Source organism: Morganella sp. GD04133 (assembly GCF_029835375.1).
Classification (GTDB): Bacteria; Pseudomonadota; Gammaproteobacteria; order Enterobacterales; family Enterobacteriaceae; genus Morganella; species Morganella morganii_B.
Map to the genome: position 1 here is coordinate 41,785 of NZ_JAODZS010000003.1, position 19,548 is coordinate 61,332.

16 protein-coding genes are annotated in these 19,548 nt (G+C 55.3%); 14 read left to right on the forward strand and 2 right to left on the reverse strand.

Features of this window, described 5'->3' with window-relative positions:
* Positions 1-17 precede the first annotated feature (17 nt).
* Genes nuoG through nuoN form a run of 8 tightly spaced genes read left to right on the forward strand, consistent with a single transcriptional unit; the run spans position 18 to position 9,972 of the window.
* Positions 18-2,750: an NADH-quinone oxidoreductase subunit NuoG gene (gene nuoG, locus N7387_RS01820; protein WP_279796373.1), complete on the forward strand. Its 2,733-nt coding sequence runs from the start codon at positions 18-20 to the stop codon at positions 2,748-2,750.
* The gene (gene nuoH, locus N7387_RS01825) at positions 2,747-3,724 is read left to right on the forward strand and encodes an NADH-quinone oxidoreductase subunit NuoH (RefSeq protein ID WP_004235162.1); all 978 of its coding nucleotides are present in this window, start codon (positions 2,747-2,749) and stop codon (positions 3,722-3,724) included. Before nuoG ends, nuoH begins: the two co-directional genes overlap by 4 nt.
* Before the next feature lie 14 nt (positions 3,725-3,738).
* A complete protein-coding gene (nuoI, locus tag N7387_RS01830; protein ID WP_004235164.1) occupies positions 3,739-4,281 on the forward strand; it encodes an NADH-quinone oxidoreductase subunit NuoI in 543 nt (180 codons plus the stop codon).
* A 13-nt stretch (positions 4,282-4,294) separates the two neighbouring features.
* Entirely contained in the window at positions 4,295-4,831 is a 537-nt protein-coding gene (gene nuoJ / locus N7387_RS01835; protein ID WP_072868616.1) for an NADH-quinone oxidoreductase subunit J, read from the forward strand.
* Entirely contained in the window at positions 4,828-5,130 is a 303-nt protein-coding gene (gene nuoK, locus N7387_RS01840) for an NADH-quinone oxidoreductase subunit NuoK (protein ID WP_004235168.1), read from the forward strand. Before nuoJ ends, nuoK begins: the two co-directional genes overlap by 4 nt.
* On the forward strand, positions 5,127-6,968 hold the full coding sequence (nuoL, locus tag N7387_RS01845) for an NADH-quinone oxidoreductase subunit L (protein ID WP_262861475.1): 1,842 nt from the start codon (positions 5,127-5,129) through the stop codon (positions 6,966-6,968). Before nuoK ends, nuoL begins: the two co-directional genes overlap by 4 nt.
* A gap of 19 nt (positions 6,969-6,987) precedes the next feature.
* Positions 6,988-8,508, forward strand: a complete 1,521-nt coding sequence (nuoM, locus tag N7387_RS01850; protein WP_279796380.1) for an NADH-quinone oxidoreductase subunit M — start codon at positions 6,988-6,990, stop codon at positions 8,506-8,508.
* A gap of 6 nt (positions 8,509-8,514) precedes the next feature.
* Positions 8,515-9,972: an NADH-quinone oxidoreductase subunit NuoN gene (gene nuoN, locus N7387_RS01855; protein WP_279796382.1), complete on the forward strand. Its 1,458-nt coding sequence runs from the start codon at positions 8,515-8,517 to the stop codon at positions 9,970-9,972.
* Between the two features lie 43 nt (positions 9,973-10,015).
* On the opposite strand, the gene N7387_RS01860 is transcribed toward nuoN, so the two are convergent.
* Complete coding sequence (locus tag N7387_RS01860; protein ID WP_279796385.1) at positions 10,016-11,002, reverse strand: alpha-xenorhabdolysin family binary toxin subunit B; 987 nt, start codon at positions 11,000-11,002, stop codon at positions 10,016-10,018.
* A 13-nt stretch (positions 11,003-11,015) separates the two neighbouring features.
* Entirely contained in the window at positions 11,016-12,215 is a 1,200-nt protein-coding gene (locus N7387_RS01865; RefSeq protein WP_279796388.1) for an alpha-xenorhabdolysin family binary toxin subunit A, read from the reverse strand.
* Positions 12,216-12,399: 184 nt separating this feature from the next.
* On the opposite strand from N7387_RS01865, the gene N7387_RS01870 reads away from it, so the two are divergent.
* The 6 genes from N7387_RS01870 (at position 12,400) to menE (ending at position 19,531) form a co-directional block, all read left to right on the forward strand.
* Complete coding sequence (locus N7387_RS01870; RefSeq protein ID WP_279796390.1) at positions 12,400-13,731, forward strand: isochorismate synthase; 1,332 nt, start codon at positions 12,400-12,402, stop codon at positions 13,729-13,731.
* Between the two features lie 126 nt (positions 13,732-13,857).
* On the forward strand, positions 13,858-15,528 hold the full coding sequence (menD, locus tag N7387_RS01875) for a 2-succinyl-5-enolpyruvyl-6-hydroxy-3-cyclohexene-1-carboxylic-acid synthase (RefSeq protein ID WP_279796392.1): 1,671 nt from the start codon (positions 13,858-13,860) through the stop codon (positions 15,526-15,528).
* Positions 15,525-16,298, forward strand: a complete 774-nt coding sequence (menH, locus tag N7387_RS01880; RefSeq protein WP_279796394.1) for a 2-succinyl-6-hydroxy-2,4-cyclohexadiene-1-carboxylate synthase — start codon at positions 15,525-15,527, stop codon at positions 16,296-16,298. The genes menD and menH overlap by 4 nt, the downstream gene beginning before the upstream one ends.
* Positions 16,299-16,311: 13 nt before the next feature.
* Positions 16,312-17,169, forward strand: coding sequence for a 1,4-dihydroxy-2-naphthoyl-CoA synthase (menB, locus tag N7387_RS01885; RefSeq protein WP_143971230.1), 858 nt, complete (start codon positions 16,312-16,314; stop codon positions 17,167-17,169).
* Complete coding sequence (gene menC, locus N7387_RS01890) at positions 17,169-18,140, forward strand: o-succinylbenzoate synthase (RefSeq protein ID WP_279796397.1); 972 nt, start codon at positions 17,169-17,171, stop codon at positions 18,138-18,140. The genes menB and menC overlap by 1 nt, the downstream gene beginning before the upstream one ends.
* Complete coding sequence (gene menE, locus N7387_RS01895; RefSeq protein ID WP_279796399.1) at positions 18,140-19,531, forward strand: o-succinylbenzoate--CoA ligase; 1,392 nt, start codon at positions 18,140-18,142, stop codon at positions 19,529-19,531. Before menC ends, menE begins: the two co-directional genes overlap by 1 nt.
* Positions 19,532-19,548 lie beyond the last annotated feature (17 nt).

Genomic DNA, 19,548 nt, shown 5'->3' on the forward strand with positions numbered 1-19,548 from the left:
GCAGGCCTTTTGGAAGCATGCTGACTATGGCTACAATACATGTAGACGGCAAAGAATATGAAGTCGACGGCGCGGATAACCTGCTGCATGCCTGTCTTTCGCTCGGACTTGATATTCCGTATTTTTGCTGGCATCCGGCGCTGGGAAGCGTCGGCGCTTGCCGCCAGTGTGCGGTAAAGCAATATCAGAATGCCGATGACACCCGTGGTCGTCTGGTAATGTCATGTATGACACCGGCACAGGACGGCACCTTTATCTCAATTGATGATGAAGAAGCCAAACAGTTCCGGGAAAGTGTGGTGGAGTGGCTGATGACCAACCACCCGCACGATTGTCCTGTCTGTGAAGAGGGCGGTAACTGCCATCTTCAGGATATGACCGTCATGACCGGGCATTCCGTGCGCAAATACCGCTTCACAAAACGTACCCATCAGAATCAGGAGCTGGGGCCGTTTGTTGCACATGAAATGAACCGCTGTATCGCCTGTTACCGTTGTGTCCGTTACTACAAAGATTATGCGGACGGTACAGATTTCGGGGTTTACGGCGCACACGACAACGTGTACTTCGGGCGTCCGGAAAGCGGCACGCTGGAAAGTGAATTCTCCGGTAACCTGGTCGAAATTTGTCCGACCGGGGTCTTTACCGATAAAACTCACTCTGAACGTTATAACCGCAAATGGGATATGCAGTTTGCACCGGGCATCTGCCAGCAGTGCAGCGTAGGCTGTAACATCAGCCCGGGCGAGCGTTACGGCGAACTGCGCCGTATCGAAAACCGTTATAACGGCACCATCAACCATTACTTCCTGTGTGACAAAGGCCGCTTCGGTTACGGTTATGTCAACCGTGATGACCGTCCGCGTCAGCCGCAGCAGCGCCGTGGTGATGACTGGATCACCATCAATGCAGAGCAGGCGGAACGTGCGGCGGCAGATATGCTGTATCACGCGAAACGTACCATCGGTATCGGTTCGCCGCGTGCCAGTGTGGAAAGCAACTTTGCACTGCGTGAACTGGTCGGGGCGGAAAACTTCTTCAGCGGCCTGTCCGCCGGTGAACAGCACCGCCTGGAAATGATGCTGGAAATCTTACAGCAGGGCGGAATCTATACGCCGTCACTGCGTGAGATGGAAAACTATGATGCGGTGCTGGTGCTGGGTGAAGATCTGACCCAAACCGCTGCCCGAGTGGCACTCTCTGTCCGTCAGGCTGTGAAGGGCAAAGCCCGCGAAATGGCCGCTGCACAGAAAGTGGCGGACTGGCAGATTGCCGCTATCCAGAATATCGGCCAGCGTGCGAAATACCCGCTGTTTGTCACGGCGGTGGATACCACCCGTCTGGCAGATGTGGCGGCACTGCATTACAACGCCCCGGTGGATGATCAGGCGCGTCTGGGCTTTGCCGTTGCCAATATCATTGATAACACGGCCCCGGCGGTGACGGATTTACCGGCTGATGTGAAAGCGCAGGCAGAAATGATTGCACAGGCACTCAGTGGTGCGAAAAAACCGCTGATTATCAGCGGCAGCAACCCGGGCAGTGACGCACTGATTCAGGCGGCGGCAAATGTGGCCTGGGCACTGAAAGATAAAGGCATTGACGCCGGGCTGACTTTTGTCGGCGCGGAAGCCAACAGCTTTGGTGTCGCCATGACAGAAGCTCAGCCGCTGGATAAAGCACTGGCTCTGCTGGCAGACGGCAGCGCGGATACTGTGGTGGTGATGGAAAATGACCTTTACCGCCATGCGGATAAAGCCGCTGTTGACTGTGCGCTGGATGCCGCCGCAAATGTGATTGTGCTGGATCATCAGCGCACTGACATCATGGATAAAGCGTCACTTATCCTCTCCGCCAGCAGTTTTGCGGAAAGTGACGGCACACTCATCAACCACGAAGGCCGCGCACAGCGCTTCTTCCAGGTGTATGAGCCATCCTTCTACGATAAATCCATCATTATGCATGAAAGCTGGCGCTGGCTGACGGCGCTGTACAATGACCTGAATGAAAACACCCGTGACTGGTCACAGCTGGATCATGTGATTGATGCCTGCATTGAGCAGATGCCGCACCTGGCCGGTATCAAAGATGCCGCACCGGATGCCGCATTCCGTATCCGCGGACAGAAACTGGCCCGTGAGCCGCACCGCTACAGCGGGCGTACCGCGATGCTGGCGAATATCAGTGTTCATGAGCAGCGTCAGCCGCAGGACAAAGACACGGCGTTTGCCTTCTCGATGGAAGGGAACAACAGCCCAGCAGCACCGCGCCAGCAAATTCCGTTTGCCTGGGCGCCGGGCTGGAACTCACCGCAGGCATGGAACAAATTCCAGGCGGAAGTGGGTGGTCATCTGCGTTTCGGTGATCCGGGTGTGCGTCTGTTCAGCGAAAAAGACGGCGGTATGGATTATTTCAGCGCCATCCCGGCGGCATTTGCGCCGCAGCAGAATGTCTGGACGGTTGCGCCGTATTATCACCTGTTCGGCAGTGAGGAGTTATCACAGCGGGCGCCGGTGATTCAGGAACGTATGACGGACAGCTATGTGATGTTAAATGCACAGGATGCACAGCAGCTTAATGTGGCGGAAGGTCAGATTCTGTCGGTACAGCTGTCTGACGGCACACTGACACTGCCGGTGCGCATCAGCACGCAGCTGACAGCCGGACAAATCGGTCTGCCGCTGGGCATGCCGGGCATTTCGCCGGTACTGGCGGGTGCGGCGGTTAATCTGCAGGAGGTGGCACAATGAGCAGCTGGTTTACACCTGAATTAATCGATGTGCTGATTAATGTTCTCAAAGCCGTTGTGATCCTGCTGGTGGTTGTGACCTGCGGTGCCTTTATGAGCTTCGGTGAACGCCGCCTGCTGGGGCTGTTCCAGAACCGTTACGGGCCGAACCGTGTGGGCTGGGGCGGGTCGCTCCAGCTGGTCGCGGACATGATCAAAATGTTCTTTAAAGAGGACTGGACACCGAAATTCGCTGACCGCTTTATCTTCACCCTGGCACCGATGGTGGCATTCACCTCGCTGCTGCTGGCCTTTGCGATTGTGCCGGTCAGCCCGGACTGGGTGGTGGCGGATCTCAATATCGGGATCCTGTTCTTCCTGATGCTGGCGGGACTGGCGGTGTATGCCGTGCTGTTCGCGGGCTGGTCGAGTAACAACAAATACTCACTGCTCGGCGCAATGCGTGCATCGGCGCAGACGGTCAGTTATGAAGTGTTCCTCGGACTCTCGGTTCTGGGTGTGGTGGCGCAGGCGGGTTCCTTTAACCTGCTGGATATCGTCAACTCGCAGAGCACAGTCTGGAACGTCATTCCGCAGATTTTCGGCTTTATCACCTTTGCGATTGCGGGCGTGGCAGTGTGTCACCGTCACCCGTTTGACCAGCCGGAAGCTGAACAGGAACTGGCGGACGGTTATCACATTGAATATTCGGGGATGAAGTTCGGTCTGTTCTTCGTCGGGGAATATATCGGTATCGTGACAGTTTCCGCCCTGATTGTGACGCTGTTCTTCGGGGGCTGGCACGGACCATTCCTGCCGCCGTTTGTCTGGTTCGCGCTGAAAACCGCTTTCTTTATGATGATGTTTATCCTGATCCGTGCGTCGCTGCCGCGACCGCGTTATGACCAGGTGATGTCATTCGGCTGGAAAGTGTGTCTGCCGCTGACACTGATAAACCTGCTGGTGACAGCAGCCGTGATCCTGATAGCTCAATAAGGGGTGATTGAACCATGACATTGAAAGAGTTAGTGGTTGGTTTCGCCACCCAGGTACGCAGTATTTGGATGATAGGGCTTCATGCCTTCCATAAACGCGAAACCCAGATGTACCCGGAAGAGCCGGTTTACCTGCCGCCGCGCTACCGCGGCCGGATTGTGCTGACGCGCGACCCGGACGGCGAGGAGCGCTGTGTCGCCTGTAACCTGTGCGCCGCGGTCTGTCCGGTCGGCTGTATCTCTCTGCAGAAAGCAGAGCATGAGGACGGCCGCTGGTATCCGGAATTTTTCCGCATCAACTTCTCACGCTGCATCTTCTGCGGATTATGCGAAGAAGCCTGCCCGACCACCGCCATCCAGCTGACGCCGGATTTCGAACTGGGTGAGTTTAAGCGTCAGGATCTGGTGTATGAGAAAGAGGATTTATTAATCTCCGGTCCGGGTAAATATCCTGACTATAATTTCTATCACAAAACCGGGATGGCGGTTGCGGGCAAAGCCAAAGGCGAAGCCGACAATGAAGCCAAGCCGATTGATGTGAAAAGTCTGTTGCCATAAGGGGAGAACATACATGGAAATTACCTTTTATGTCGCCGGACTGATCGCCATTCTGGCTACGCTGTGTGTCATCACACAGACCAACCCGGTGCATGCGCTGCTGTATCTGATTACCTCGCTGCTGGCACTCTCTGCGGTCTTTTTTGCCCTTGGCGCGTATTTCGCCGGGGCACTGGAGATTATCGTCTACGCGGGTGCCATCATGGTGCTGTTCGTGTTTGTGGTGATGATGCTCAACCTCGGGCGGGCGGTTGTCGATCAGGAACGAAAATGGCTGTCCCCATCTGTCTGGATGGGGCCGGGCCTGCTCTCGGCAGTTCTGCTCGGCGTGATGATTTACGGCATCAGCTCTCTGAAAGATAACGGTATCGCCGGTGAGGTGGTTACCGCGAAACAGGTGGGTATCAGTCTGTTCGGCCCGTATGTTCTGGTGGTGGAACTGGCCTCCTTCCTGCTGCTGGCGGGTCTGGTGGTGGCATACCACATCGGGCGTGACGAAAAAGCGGGCGGCGATCTTGTCAGTCAGCGCAACACGGAGGAAAAAGCATGATCCCTCTGCACCACGGATTAATTCTCGCGGCTGTGCTCTTCATCCTCGGTTTCACCTGTCTGGTGATCCGCCGCAATCTGCTGTTTATGCTGATTGGTCTGGAAGTGATGATTAACGCGGCGGCTCTGGCGTTTGTCGTCGGCGGCAGCTACTGGAACCAGCCGGACGGACAGGTGATGTATATCCTGGCCATCAGTCTGGCGGCGGCTGAAGCGAGTATCGGGCTGGCACTGTTGCTGCAATTGCATCGTCAGCGTCAGGATCTGGATATTGATAAAGTCAGTGAGATGCGCGGATGAACTTACTCTTTTTAACCATTTTGCTGCCGCTGATTGGCTTTCTGTTATTAGCCTTTTCACGCGGCCGCTGGTCAGAAAATGTGTCAGCCACCATCGGCACCGGGTCGGTGGGACTGGCGGCACTCACGGCGCTGTGGGCGGGGATGGATTTCTTCGCCAACGGCGGCGGGGTGTATCAGCAGACACTGTGGACATGGATGGATACCGCTTCCTTCTCCATCCCGGTTACCCTGGTACTGGACGGCCTGTCGCTGACCATGCTGGGCGTGGTCACCGGGGTTGGTTTCCTGATCCACATGTATGCCTCCTGGTATATGCGCGGTGAAGAGGGCTACTCCCGCTTCTTCGCCTACACCAACCTGTTTATCGCCAGTATGGTGATTCTGGTGCTGGCCGATAACATGCTGCTGATGTACCTCGGCTGGGAAGGGGTGGGGCTGTGCAGTTATCTGCTGATCGGCTTCTATTACACCAATCCGGCCAACGGCGCGGCGGCAATGAAAGCCTTTATCGTCACCCGTATCGGTGATGTGTTCCTGGCGATCGGCATGTTTATCCTGTGGGATAAACTGGGCACCCTGAGCTTCCGGGAACTGGCGGTTCTGGCACCGCAGCATATCGCAGCCGGTTCTGACCTGATTTTCTGGGCGACACTGATGATCCTCGGCGGTGCGGTCGGTAAATCCGCGCAGTTACCACTCCAGACCTGGCTTGCGGATGCCATGGCCGGTCCGACACCGGTTTCGGCACTGATCCACGCCGCGACCATGGTCACCGCGGGTGTGTATCTGATTGCCCGTACCCATGAGCTGTTCCTGTTATCACCGGAAGTGCTGCATTTAGTCGGCGTGGTCGGTGCTGTCACCCTGGTGATGGCCGGTTTTGCCGCGCTGGTGCAGACGGATATCAAACGTGTTCTCGCCTACTCCACCATGAGCCAGATTGGTTATATGTTCCTGGCGCTCGGTGTGCAGGCGTGGGATGCGGCGATTTTCCACCTGATGACCCATGCATTCTTCAAAGCCCTGTTATTCCTGGCCTCCGGCTCGGTGATCCTGGCCTGCCACCACGAGCAGAACATCTTTAAGATGGGCGGACTGCGGAAAAAAATTCCGTTTGTCTATCTCTGCTTCCTGGTCGGTGGTGCCGCACTGGCTGCGCTGCCGCTCATTACCGCCGGTTTCTACAGTAAAGATGAGATCCTGTGGGGTGCGGTGGTTCAGGGGCAGAACCCGCTGTTTATCGCCGGTCTGGTCGGTGCCTTTATGACATCGCTCTATACCTTCCGGATGATTTTCATCGTGTTCCACGGCAAAGAACATACACAGGCGCATACGGTGAAAGGCTTTACCCATACTTTCCCGTTACTGGTGCTGATGGTGCTCTCCACTGCCGCCGGTGCTTTTATCCCGCAGCCGCTGCACGGTGTGTTCCCGGCGGAAACCCTGACCGGTTCTGCTGACGGCAAACTGACTACCGAAATTATTTCCGGTGTGGTTGCTGTGGCGGGGATTGTGCTGGCCGCAATGCTCTGGCTGGGACGCCGCACGCTGGTGACAGCGATTGCAAACTCCGCGCCGGGACGTTTCTTCTCGGCCTGGTGGTTCCGCGCATGGGGCTTTGATGACCTGTATGATGCGATTTTTGTTAAGCCGTTCAAAGCGGTGGGCTGGTTGCTGCAGAGTGACCCGCTGAACAGCCTGATGAATCTGCCTGCGCTGTTTGCCCGCTGGAGTAACAAAGGACTGAGCCTGAGTGAAAACGGACAGGTCCGCTGGTATATCGCCTCTATGGGGCTGGGTGCAGTGCTGGTTCTCGCTCTGCTGTTTTTGGTTTAAATAAGGGACACATTGCGCCATGCTATTACCCTGGCTGATTTTACTTCCCTTCATCGGCGGCCTGCTGTGCTGGCAGGCTGAGCGCTTCGGCACAAAGCTGCCGCGCTGGATCGCGCTGCTGGCGATGGGGATCACGTTATTTCTTTCTCTGTATCTGTGGATGCAGGGGAACTACAGCTTAGTTAACCCGAAAGGTATTCCGGACTGGCAGGAGCAGTATTTCCTGGAGTGGATCCCGCGTTTCGGCATCAATATTCATCTGGCTCTGGATGGTCTGTCGCTGCTGATGGTAGTGCTGACCGCGCTGCTCGGCCTGCTGGCTATCCTCTGTTCCTGGGGTGAAAACCAGCCGTATCAGGGCTTCTTCCATCTGAACCTGCTGTGGATCCTCGGCGGTGTGATGGGCGTGTTCCTGGCGATGGATCTTTTCCTGTTCTTCTTCTTCTGGGAAATGATGCTGGTGCCGATGTACTTCCTGATCGCACTCTGGGGACACAGCGGTTCCGACGGCAAAACCCGTATCGGGGCGGCGACCAAATTCTTCATCTACACCCAGGCGAGCGGTCTGGTGATGCTGATTGCCATTATGGCACTGGCGATTGTTCATCAGAACGCCACCGGTCAGTGGAGCTTCGCGTATGAAGATCTGCTGAATACGCCGATGAGCTATGGTGTGCAGTATATGCTGATGCTGGGCTTCTTTATCGCATTCGCGGTCAAGATGCCGGTGGTACCGCTGCACGGCTGGCTGCCGGATGCACACAGTCAGGCACCGACAGCCGGTTCTGTCGACCTGGCGGGTATTCTGCTGAAAACCGCGGCGTATGGTCTTCTGCGTTTCAGTCTGCCGCTGTTCCCGGAAGCCTCTGCCGATTTCACACCTATCGCCATGTGGCTGGGTGTCGTCGGTATCTTCTACGGCGCGTGGATGGCGTTTAAACAGGCGGATATCAAGCGTCTGATCGCCTACACCAGTGTGTCGCATATGGGCTTCGTGCTGATTGCGATTTACTCGGCGAGTATGCTGGCGTATCAGGGCGCGGTAGTGCAGATGATTGCACACGGTCTGTCTGCGGCGGGTCTGTTTATTCTGTGCGGTCAGTTATATGAGCGCCTCGGTACCCGTGATATGCGCCAGATGGGCGGCCTGTGGAAGCGGATTAAGTTCCTGCCTGCACTGTCACTGTTCTTTGCGGTGGCAACGCTCGGGATGCCGGGCACCGGTAACTTCGTCGGTGAATTCATGATCCTGTTCGGCAGTTTCGGCAACTACACCCTGATCACCGTGATTTCCTCGGCGGGTCTGGTGTTTGCCTCCGTTTACGCGCTGTGGATGATGCAGCAGGCGTATTACGGCGCACCGAAGTCTGAAGAGCCTATCGCGGGCATGAATCTGCGTGAATTTTCCATCGTGATGCTGCTGGTGGTCTTACTGGTGATTCTGGGTGTTTACCCGCAGCCGGTGCTGGATACTTCGTCAGCGGCGATGGCAAACATTCAGCAGTGGTACACTGCTTCAATTTCAAATACAGGGTTGTAACGCGCCATGACAATAACTCCTCAACAACTGATCGCACTCTCACCACTGCTGATTATCGGGTTGACAGTGGTGGTTGTGATGCTGTCCATTGCGTGGCGACGCGATCACTTTATTAATGCCACACTGACTGTCGTCGGTCTGAACCTTGCGCTGCTGTCGCTGTACTTTGTCGGGCAGCAGCAGCCGATGGATGTGACACCGCTGGTGCACATCGACGGCTACAGCATGTTTTACACCGGGCTTATCCTGATGTCGTCACTGGCCACCACGACCTTTGCGTATTCGTGGCTGGAGACCTATCCGGATAACAAAGAAGAGTTCTATCTGCTGGTACTGATTGCCACACTCGGCGGCATCCTGCTGTCGGGAGCGGATCACCTGGCGTCCTTCTTTATCGGGATTGAACTGCTGACGCTGCCGCTGTTCGGGCTGATCGGCTATGCCTTCCGTCAGAAACGCTCACTGGAAGCCTCTATCAAATATATGCTGATGTCTGCGGCAGCCTCGTCTTTCCTGTTGTTCGGGATGGCGCTGCTGTACGCGGAATCCGGTGATTTATCCTTTGCCGGTTTAGGCCGCAGCCTGGCGGACAGTCAGATTCACCGGCCGCTGGTGCTGACCGGTCTGGGCATGATGATTGTCGGTATCGGCTTTAAGCTGTCACTGTTCCCGTTCCAGTTATGGACACCGGATGTGTATCAGGGTGCCCCGGCACCGGTCTCCACCTTCCTGGCAACCGCCAGTAAGATCGGGATTTTTGCCGCAGTACTGCGCCTGCTGGTGCTGGCACCGATGGCGGATTCCGGGACATTGCAGATTGTTCTGACGGTGATTGCGATTGCCTCAATCCTGTTCGGTAACCTGATGGCGATCACCCAGAACAGCATCAAGCGTATGCTGGGTTACTCTTCGATCGCACACCTCGGGTATCTGCTGGTGGCCTTTATCGCGGTGAATGATCCGAAACTGGCGGAAGAGACCGCCGGTATCTATCTGGCCGGTTATCTGTTTGCCAGCCTCGGTGCGTTCGGTGTGGTCAGTCTGATGTCCAGCCCGTACACCGGGCCGGATGCGGATTCCCTGCATGCTTATCGCGGTCTGTTCTGGCGCAAGCCGGTTCTGGCTGCGGTCATGACGGTGATGATGCTGTCTCTGGCGGGGATCCCGATGACCTTCGGCTTTATCGGTAAGTTCTTCGTGGTGGCAACCGCCGTGAATGCGGAACTGTGGTGGCTGACCGCCGCAGTGGTACTCGGCAGTGCAATCGGTCTGTACTACTATCTGCGTATGATGATCAGCCTCTATATCCGCGGTTCGGCGTCACCGGCCCGTATGGCACCGTCCAACTGGGCAATGAGTGCCGGCGGTATTGTGGTACTGCTCTCCGCGATTATTGTGATCGTGCTCGGTATCTGGCCGCAGCCGTTTATCACCCTGACCGGATATGCGGTACTGAGTTACTGATATTTGTACTGAGAAAAACCGGGCCGCAATCAGCCCGGTTTTTTTATGCCATCCCGATAAATACCGAGAAATAGCGGCGCTGCGCAAGGATAAGGGTATCCAGCCCGGGAAGAGGAACATTCTGACTGAAATACGGTTCATACTGGCGGACACTTTGCAGCCAGAATAATAATACCGCACTGATCAGGTTGTTAAATTCCCGCAGTTTCGGAAGCAATGTCAGGGCGCTGCTGATTTCCTGCATATGATCCTGCAACTGCTTCAGGTCTTTTTTCAGATTAAGGATAAGTTTACTGAGGTCATAGATCCGCTGACTGAGTGTCGTCCGGGTTTCGACCAGCTGAACATAACTCAATCCTTCGGTTAATGTATTGATAACCGCTGAAATAATCCGGTGGAGCTCATCCATAATAAACCGCTCGGAAGAGGACATCTCCACATTCTTCAGTTGTTCGGTTGTCGGCAGCGTGGTGGTACCGAAAAGTGACTGGAATCCGCGCTGATGAATAATTTCCTCAGACTGAATAATGACTGCCAGTTTTTCCTCCCAATAGCGTTTATCGCATTTAAATTTATCAATATCCGGCAGTGCATTGCTGATAGCCTTGTCCAGATAAGACTGATGGTGCAATAACCCGCCTTGTAACAGCGGAATAGCGGTGGCATCAAATTCAGTATTAAACAGGGTATTAATGTTGTTCACCGAATGATAAATAGTATTCATCTGGCTGGTCAAAAATTCATAAATTTGCTTTTCATGGGGAAGTGAAAACAGATTCATCCCTGTATCCGGAGAAAATGTGCCGAGTAAATTTTCAAGATCAAAATTATGAAGATGAGAATAAATAATCGCGGACTCAGCGGAAATCATATTCAGTATTCTGGTCTGCCATTTTTTTATATCACGGATCTGAAAATGCAGGTCGGCTGCGGGCAGTGATAATGTTTCGGCATTGTTATTGATATCATGATTTTTAGCTCTTAAGTGTGCCAGAGTAATATGTTCAGGATTAATGTCAGAATGCGTCATGTGATTTTCCTTATTATGCAGCCAGATTAGCGGTATCAAAAATAGCAACGAGTTCTTTTGCATAACCCCGGACCCGCTGCCACGGAAGCGTGATTTTTTTCAGTTGCAATGAAAACTGTAAAAGGCTGTATGCATCATTTATCTGCATAAACGTATTCAGCGATTCACTGATTTCAGTCAGCATGACCTGCCACATAAAATCCAGATGATCGAGCGCAATATGCGCGTCAGTGAAATAACCGTCCAGCGTATTGAGTTCTTTATCCAGCTTAATAATCAGTTGCTGTATGTTTTGCTGAGTGACAATTTGTTCCTCCAGTTCCGCTACTTCCTCAATCATTTTATTTTTACGCCGCCTTACCTGTTCGGCCCGGTAGCCGAAGATCCCCCCGGTGATGATAAGTCCGATTATCCCGCCGACCAGGCCGGAAAAAGACAGCTTCACAAACTGGTTGTACTCCCGTTTCAGGATCTCAATTTCTTCTCTTCTGACTTTGATCTGTGACTGCAAATCGGCGGTAGTATCGTCGCTCCGGCTTTTTAACAATACTTTTTGCTTGCGCTTTACTTCATAAATCAGCGACGGGATCTCATTACCGGAATCATCCAGTCCCCCGATCAGCTCCAGCCGGAAGCGGGCGATACTATTTTTTACCCGCTGTGTTTTTTTCCTTTCTTCAGTGATGTCATCCCGCATGACGGTTAATATTTTTGTCAATTCACCGGAAATAATCTGATCCTGCCGTTTATAGATAATATCTTTCAAATTTGGTAGTGGTGTATCCTGCATCATTATGTTTGCCTGAGTAATAACCGGCATCTCATTTATTGCATTAAGAATATAATTCCCGGTCGTTGTGATACCGGCACCGGCAATTTCAAGATCAATCGCCTGTTGTTTAGTCATGGATTCAACCTGTTCCCAGCTCAGCGCGTGCTGATAAATATGAGAAAACAGACGCTGAATATTATGAGGTTCAAATCCCGGCAGTTCAGTATCGCGGTAGCCGATAAACTCAATAACATCGTCTGTTTCCCGGGGCAGCATCATTCCGTAATTGATATAACGTTTGATCTGAACCAGATCATTGTGTGTGAATATTCCTGCTGGCCGGAAAGTATCCTCCTCGTCATTCAGGAGTAATTTTAATGTGGCCGGGCCTATTTCATCAGCTGTAATAAGCCGGTCAGCCGGCATGGTTTGTGTGTGCATAAATATCTCCCTGTAATGAGATACATAACTCCGTAGTGAATGGGGCCGAAACAGCATCGGTTTCCGCATTAATGGCTTAAAATGCACAGCGGTGACAAGGATAAAAAAGAAGGATGGTTTTAATAATTTTTATCTCACCGTATAATCACAGTGACCCGCGCATTTTGCATATCCGGAGCAAGCAGTGACTCTTTTTTCTGATTTTATTTCTCAGGTCTGTACTGAATTAACGAATAACAAAAATAAACCCGATGGTATTTATCAGTACGCGGTGACGTTACCGCCGTCACTGGCTGATGCATTATCCCCGTCAGCTCTGACCGGCTGGCTGAATGCCCAGACCTGCTGGCCGCAGTTTTACTGGCAGCACCGTGACGGCACAGAAACAGCAGCGGTGTGCGGGGAAGTGTGCCGTTTCACACATATCAGCGAGGCACAGGCACTGCTGGATACGTTGCCTGCACAGAGTCAAATCCGGATCTGGGGGCTGAACAGCTGGCAGTTTGATACCCCGTCTCCGGCACAGGGCACCGGCGGCAGTTATCTGTTTGTTCCCCGCGCCGAACTGCGGATATCCGGCAATGAAACACACTTTCTGGTCAATATTGACAGCCGCCGCCCGGCGGAAGAAACCCTGACATTTTTACGTTCGCTGGTCTGGCAAACCGCGCTTCCGGCGCTGCACAGCACGATTATCAGTGCCCGGCATCAGCCGGATGAAGCAGGCTGGATACAACTGGTGACAGATGCGGTAACGGCTATCACCGGCGGCGAAATGGAAAAAGTAGTGACGGCCCGTAAAACCGCGCTGGAACTCTCCGCACCGGTCTCTCCGGCGGCCTTTATGCAGGCCAGCTGTGACTGTAATCACCACTGTTTTCACTATATGCTCGCCACCGGACCGGACACGGCTTTTGTGGCCTCGCCGCCGGAGCGTCTCTACTTCAGGGCAGGGGCTCAGTTGTATACCGAAGCGCTGGCGGGAACCGTGGCGAATTACCCGGAAGATGACCGCGCGGCACAAGCCGCGCAGTGGCTTCTTTCTGATAAAAAAAATGTGCATGAAAACAGTGTGGTGGTTGATGATATTTGTCAGCGCCTGCAGGGGGCGGTCAGTGCGCTGGATGTGAGCGCAGCAGCCGTTATCCGCCTGCGCAAAGTGCAGCATCTTTATCGCGTTATTTCTGCCGCGTTATATGCCCCCCGTGACAGCGATTGTTTACAGCGCCTTCAGCCGACGGCCGCTGTTGCCGGTCTGCCGCGCAGTGCCGCGCTGGCCTTTTTGCGGGATAACGAACCGTTTGACCGTGACTGGTATGCAGGCAGCGGCGGTTATTGCAGCCCGTCACGCAGTGAATTTGCGGTGTCGCTGCGCTGCGCGAAAATCAGCGGCAGCCGGGTGGATTTGTATGCCGGCGCGGGGATTGTCGCCGGTTCGGATCCGCAGGCGGAGTGGAGCGAAATTGAAAACAAAGCCGCCGGGCTGCGAACCCTGCTGGAGAGCGACGCTCACTGATTGTGCCATTTTCTGCTTACCGGGGCAGAAACCGTGAAATAATCTACCGGTTTATTGAACTACATTAAGGTATTTCCTGAGTCAATCCGTAGACTACGGAGAACTACAGGTCAGGAAAGGTGAGCTATGTCAAACAGTGCATTGAACCGCCGCTGGGCGGAAGTGATTTTGGAGGCGCTCAGCCGTCACGGATTGCGTCATATCTGTATCGCGCCGGGATCCCGGTCAACACCACTGACACTGGCTGCCGCCGCCGATGACAACTTTATCTGTCACACTCATTTTGATGAGCGCGGGCTTGCGCATCTGGCGCTGGGACTGGCGAAAAGCACCCGGCTGCCGGTGGCGGTGATTGTCACGTCCGGTACGGCGGTGGCAAATCTTTATCCGGCTCTGATTGAGGCCGGACTGACCGGCGAACGCCTTGTTTTTCTCACCGCCGACCGCCCGCCGGAACTGATTGACTGCGGTGCAAACCAGGCTATCCGCCAGCCCGGTATTTTTTCCTCTCATCCGTTTGCCGCACTGGCATTGCCGCGTCCGGTTTTTGATATCCCCGCGTCCTGGCTGGTCTCTTCCCTCGATGACATCATGAACCGTCTGCAGCACGGCGCGGCGCATATTAACTGCCCGTTTGCCGAGCCGCTGTATGATGATGACGGACAGACCGGTAAGGAATGGCAGGCACAGCTCGGCAACTGGTGGCAGAGTGATAAACCCTGGTTGCAGCAGACCCGTTGTACCCCGGTGATCAGCGTGGATGACTGGTTTTTCTGGCGGCAAAAAAAAGGTGTGATTATTGCCGGACGTATGCAGGCCGCCGAAGGTAAACAGTTGCGCCAGTGGGCGGAATGCCTCGGCTGGCCGCTGATCAGTGATGTGTTGTCCCAGACCGGGCAACTGCTGCCGCATGCCGATCTCTGGCTGGCGTCCCCGCGTTACCGCGACGTACTGGCTCAGGCCGATGTGGTGATCCAGTTCGGCTCAAGTCTGACCGGCAAACGGCTTTTACAGTGGCAGGCTGCGTGTACACCGCCGGAATACTGGATTGTGGATACCATTCCGGGACGGCTGGACCCGGCAAATCACCGGGGCCGAAAATTTGAGTGCAGTGTCAGCGAATGGCTGGATGACCATCCGGCACAAAACCGTACGCCGTGGGCGCCGCAACTGGCAGAGTGGACGCAGACACTGAACACCCGTGTCACGGAAACCCTGGGTGATGGCTGGGGCGAAGCGCAGATTGCCTGCCGCCTGCCGGAACTGCTGCCGCCGCAGGGCGTATTATTTGCCGGTAACAGTCTGATTGTCCGGCTGATTGATGCATTTGCTCAGTTGCCGTGCGGCTATCCGGTGTACAGCAACCGGGGGGCGAGTGGTATCGACGGCCTGATTTCCACCGCAGCCGGTGTTCAGCGCGGCAGTGCCAAACCGGCACTTGCTGTCGTCGGGGATATCTCCGCGCTGTATGATCTCAACAGCCTGGCGCTGCTGCGTTATACCTCCGGGCCGTTTGTGCTGCTGATCGTCAACAACAACGGCGGACAAATCTTTTCCATGCTGCCGACACCGGAGCAGGAGCGTCAGCGCTTCTACTGTATGCCGCAGTCGGTCCGTTTTGCCGGTGCGGCGCAGATGTTCGGCCTCAGCTACAGTGCCCCGCAGGACTGGCCGTCACTGAAAGCCGCGGTCAGCAAAGCCTGGTCACAGCACGCCGCGACAGTGATTGAGGTGGTGACAAACGGTGACGAAGGGGCAAAATACCTTCAGCAGCTGGTCTGTGAGGCAGCACAATGACGGTTCTGGCCGCACAGCGCTGTTATGCGGAGAGGCCCGGCCCGTGGCTGGTCTGGCTGCACGGCCTGTGGGGAAATAAGGAAGAGTGGCTGTTGGCGGCAGAAGAAGCCGGACACTATCCCTCATTACTGATTGATTTACCGGGCCACGGCGGCTCGCAATCCGTCCGCGCCAACAATTTTCCGCATGTCAGTCAGTTGATTGCTGATACCCTGGCTGCGCATCAGATAGACGATTACTGGCTGATCGGTTATTCACTCGGCGGTCGGCTCGCCATGTATCACGCGGCATACGGCGACCAGGCAGGATTGCACGGGCTGATTATCGAAGCCGGGAATCCCGGGCTTGCCACACTCGATGAGCGCAATGCCCGGTTGCTGCACGATAACCGCTGGGCACAACAGTTACGTGAACGCCCGCTGGCATCGGTGCTGTATGACTGGTATCGTCAGGGCGTTTTTGCTGATCTCAATGAAGTTCAGCGGCAGCAGCGGGTGGAACAGCATCTGCACCATAATGCTTTTGCGATTGCGGATATGCTCTCTGACACTTCCCTCGGGCATCAGCCGCAGCTGGCGGAGAAACTGCATAACCTGAATCTGCCGCTGCTCTATCTTTGTGGTGAACGGGACAGCAAATTCCGCGCCATTGCAGAGGCACACCATTTTCCGTTACGGACTATCCAATATGCCGGGCATAACACCCATCAGGCAAATCCCGCCGCGTTTGCGGAGGCAGTCCGGACATTTTTATCATTACATTCTGTTTAAGGAACTCACCGCTATGATGTATCCGAGCGAAGAAAAGCTCTCTGCCCCGGTTGAATGGGTCGACTGTACCGGCGATTATCAGGATATTCTGTTTCATAAATCAAAAGACGGGATCGCCAAAATCACCATTAACCGTCCGCAGGTGCGCAACGCGTTCCGTCCGTTAACAGTGAAAGAGATGATCAGCGCGCTGGCGAATGCCCGTTATGATGACGGCATCGGTACCATTATTTTTACCGGACAGGGCGAAAAAGCGTTCTGTGCGGGCGGTGATCAGAAGATCCGCGGTGACTACGGCGGCTACCGTGATGACAGCGGCACACATCATCTGAATGTCCTCGATTTACAGCGCGATATCCGCACCTGTCCGAAGCCGGTTGTCGCCATGGTTGCCGGTTACGCTATCGGCGGCGGTCATGTGCTGCACATGATCTGTGATCTGACTATTGCGGCAGATAATGCAGTATTCGGTCAGACCGGGCCGAAAGTCGGTTCATTTGACGGCGGCTGGGGTGCCTCTTATATGGCGCGGATTGTCGGTCAGAAAAAAGCCCGTGAAATCTGGTTCCTGTGCCGTCAGTACAACGCGCAGGAAGCGCTGGATATGGGACTGGTCAACACTGTTGTGCCTTACGCGGAACTGGAAAAAGAAACCGTGCGCTGGTGCCGTGAGATGCTGGAAAACAGCCCGATGGCGCTGCGTTGCCTGAAAGCGGCACTCAATGCGGATTGTGACGGTCAGTCCGGTCTTCAGGAGCTGGCGGGTAATGCCACCATGCTGTTCTACATGACCGAAGAAGGTCAGGAAGGGCGTAACGCATTTAACGAAAAACGCTCACCGGATTTCTCTAAATTCAAACGTAACCCGTAATGCGCCACGCCACATTATACAGTTTCAGCCTGCCGATGGAGGCAGGCGTTATTTTGCGTAATCAGCGCCTGAAAACCCGTGACGGGCTGCTGGTCTGTCTGCGGGAGGATGGTCGTGAAGGGTGGGGGGAAATCTCCCCGTTGCCGGAATTCAGCAGCGAAACCCTTGCGCAAGCACAACAGGCGGCAGAAGCGTGGATCGCGGCCTGGTGTCAGGGCAATAATCCGGCGGAAAGCCCGCTGCCGTCAGTCGCATTCGGCCTGAGCTGCGCACTTGCTGAGCTGGATGATACGCTGCCGCAGATCCTCAGCACCCGCAAAGCACCGCTCTGCACCGGTGACCCGGATGATCTGATCCTTGCGCTCGATGCCATGGACGGTGAGAAAATCGCCAAAGTGAAAGTCGGGCTGTATGAGGCAGTCCGGGACGGCATGGTGGTGAATCTGCTGCTGGAGGCGGTGCCTGATCTGCGTCTGCGTCTGGATGCCAACCGCAGCTGGACCCGCGCCAAAGCGGACGGCTTCGCGAAATATGTCGCACCGGAACACCGCACGCGGATTGATTTTCTCGAAGAGCCGTGCAAAACGCCGGAAGAGTCCCTGTGTTATGCACAGGACACCGGTATCGCCATTGCCTGGGATGAATCTGTCCGTGAACCGGGATTTACGGTAACAGCACAGCCCGGTGTGGCAGCGATTGTGATCAAACCCACGCTGACGGGCAGTATCGCCCGCTGCCGTGAACTGATCACTGCGGCGCACCGCGAAGGGTTGCAGGCGGTGATCAGCTCCTCGGTGGAGAGCAGTTTCGGCCTGACACAACTGGCGCGTCTTGCCGGATGGCTGACCCCGGATACCCTGCCGGGGCTGGATACGCTTTCCCTGATGCAATCACAGCTGGTGCGCCCGTGGCCGGGCAGCACACTGGCGCTGATAACGACAGAACAATTAACTCAGACAGGACAATGGTAATGACGGCAGCACAATGGCCGTGGGTTGCACATGCTCAGCAGATGCCGCATAAAACCGCGCTGCGCTGTGCGGACTCATCGCTGACATGGACAGAGCTGACGGCGCTGGCGGATGCCCGTGCCGCCGGGTTTTATCAGCAGGGATTGCGGGAAAGTAACTGCGTGGTGCTGCGCGGCAAAAACAGCACAGCGCTGGTGATCGATTTTCTGGCGCTGCTGCGCTGCGGGGCGGTGATTCTGACACTCAATCCTGCGCTGCCGCGCGGGTTACAGACGGAACTGGTTGCGTCACTCGATGCGGATTATGTGTGTGACCGGAGCGACGGCACAATCGCGCTGCCGCTGAAAACACTGGATCCGTCTGTGAACGGCACAGCACCGCCGGATGTGATTCCGCATCCGAAACGGCTGGCAACACTGATCCTGACATCCGGATCCACCGGGTTACCGAAAGCCATTGCCCACCGTCCGGTCGCGCATCTGGCTGCGGCACAGGGCGTGGTGTCGCTGCTGAACTATCAGGCAGGTGACAGCTGGTTGCTATCGCTGCCGCTGTGTCATGTTTCCGGACAGGGGATCCTCTGGCGCTGGCTGTTACAGGGCGGTGAAATGGTGGTGCGGGCAGACGGTGAAACGCTGGCGGAATCACTGCGCGGATGCACGCACGCCTCACTGGTGCCGACTCAGCTCTGGCGTCTGCTGCAATCACCGGAACCTCTGCCGCCGCTGCGGGATGTTCTGTTGGGTGGTGCGGCTATTCCTGTTGCGCTGACGGAAGCGGCAGAAGCCCGCGGGATCCGTTGCTGGTGCGGCTACGGCATGACTGAATTTGCTTCAACTGTCTGTGCCAAACGGGCGGACGGCAAACCGGGTGTCGGGCATCCGCTGTCCGGCAAAGGTATTCGACTGGATGAACAACAGCAAATCCTGGTTAAAGGTGACAGTTTTGCCGCCGGTGTCTGGCTGAACGGCGCACTGCATACACTGCCGACCCATGACGGCTGGTATCCGACCCGTGACAAAGGCCATATGCAGGACGGTGAGCTGGTGATCGACGGCCGGCTGGATAATCTTTTCTGCTGCGGCGGCGAGAATGTGCAGCCGGAAATGACAGAAAAGCAGCTGATGCACTACCCGTTGATCACGGAGTGTCTGGTGGTACCGGTCAGCAGTGACGAGTTTGGTGCTGTGCCGGTGTATCTGATCCGTGATTATGATGACTGGACAGAGGAACAGCGGCAGCATTTCAGTGACTGGTGTCAGGCGGAACTGCCTGCCTTTATGCGTCCGGCGGCCTGCTATGCATTACCGGAAGCGGATGCGGGCAGCGGCATAAAACGTACCCGTGCGCCGCTGATCCGGATGGCGCAGGATCGTTTTCATACCCGTTGAATGCATATAAAAAAACC

Coding starts and splice junctions, on each gene's coding strand:
- nuoG (WP_279796373.1), top strand. CDS start 18: ATGCTGACTATGGCTACAATACATGTAGACGGCAAAGAATATGAAGTC.
- nuoH (WP_004235162.1), top strand. CDS start 2,747: ATGAGCAGCTGGTTTACACCTGAATTAATCGATGTGCTGATTAATGTT.
- nuoI (WP_004235164.1), top strand. CDS start 3,739: ATGACATTGAAAGAGTTAGTGGTTGGTTTCGCCACCCAGGTACGCAGT.
- nuoJ (WP_072868616.1), top strand. CDS start 4,295: ATGGAAATTACCTTTTATGTCGCCGGACTGATCGCCATTCTGGCTACG.
- nuoK (WP_004235168.1), top strand. CDS start 4,828: ATGATCCCTCTGCACCACGGATTAATTCTCGCGGCTGTGCTCTTCATC.
- nuoL (WP_262861475.1), top strand. CDS start 5,127: ATGAACTTACTCTTTTTAACCATTTTGCTGCCGCTGATTGGCTTTCTG.
- nuoM (WP_279796380.1), top strand. CDS start 6,988: ATGCTATTACCCTGGCTGATTTTACTTCCCTTCATCGGCGGCCTGCTG.
- nuoN (WP_279796382.1), top strand. CDS start 8,515: ATGACAATAACTCCTCAACAACTGATCGCACTCTCACCACTGCTGATT.
- N7387_RS01860 (WP_279796385.1), bottom strand. CDS start 11,002: ATGACGCATTCTGACATTAATCCTGAACATATTACTCTGGCACACTTA.
- N7387_RS01865 (WP_279796388.1), bottom strand. CDS start 12,215: ATGCACACACAAACCATGCCGGCTGACCGGCTTATTACAGCTGATGAA.
- menD (WP_279796392.1), top strand. CDS start 13,858: ATGTCAAACAGTGCATTGAACCGCCGCTGGGCGGAAGTGATTTTGGAG.
- menH (WP_279796394.1), top strand. CDS start 15,525: ATGACGGTTCTGGCCGCACAGCGCTGTTATGCGGAGAGGCCCGGCCCG.
- menB (WP_143971230.1), top strand. CDS start 16,312: ATGATGTATCCGAGCGAAGAAAAGCTCTCTGCCCCGGTTGAATGGGTC.
- menC (WP_279796397.1), top strand. CDS start 17,169: ATGCGCCACGCCACATTATACAGTTTCAGCCTGCCGATGGAGGCAGGC.
- menE (WP_279796399.1), top strand. CDS start 18,140: ATGACGGCAGCACAATGGCCGTGGGTTGCACATGCTCAGCAGATGCCG.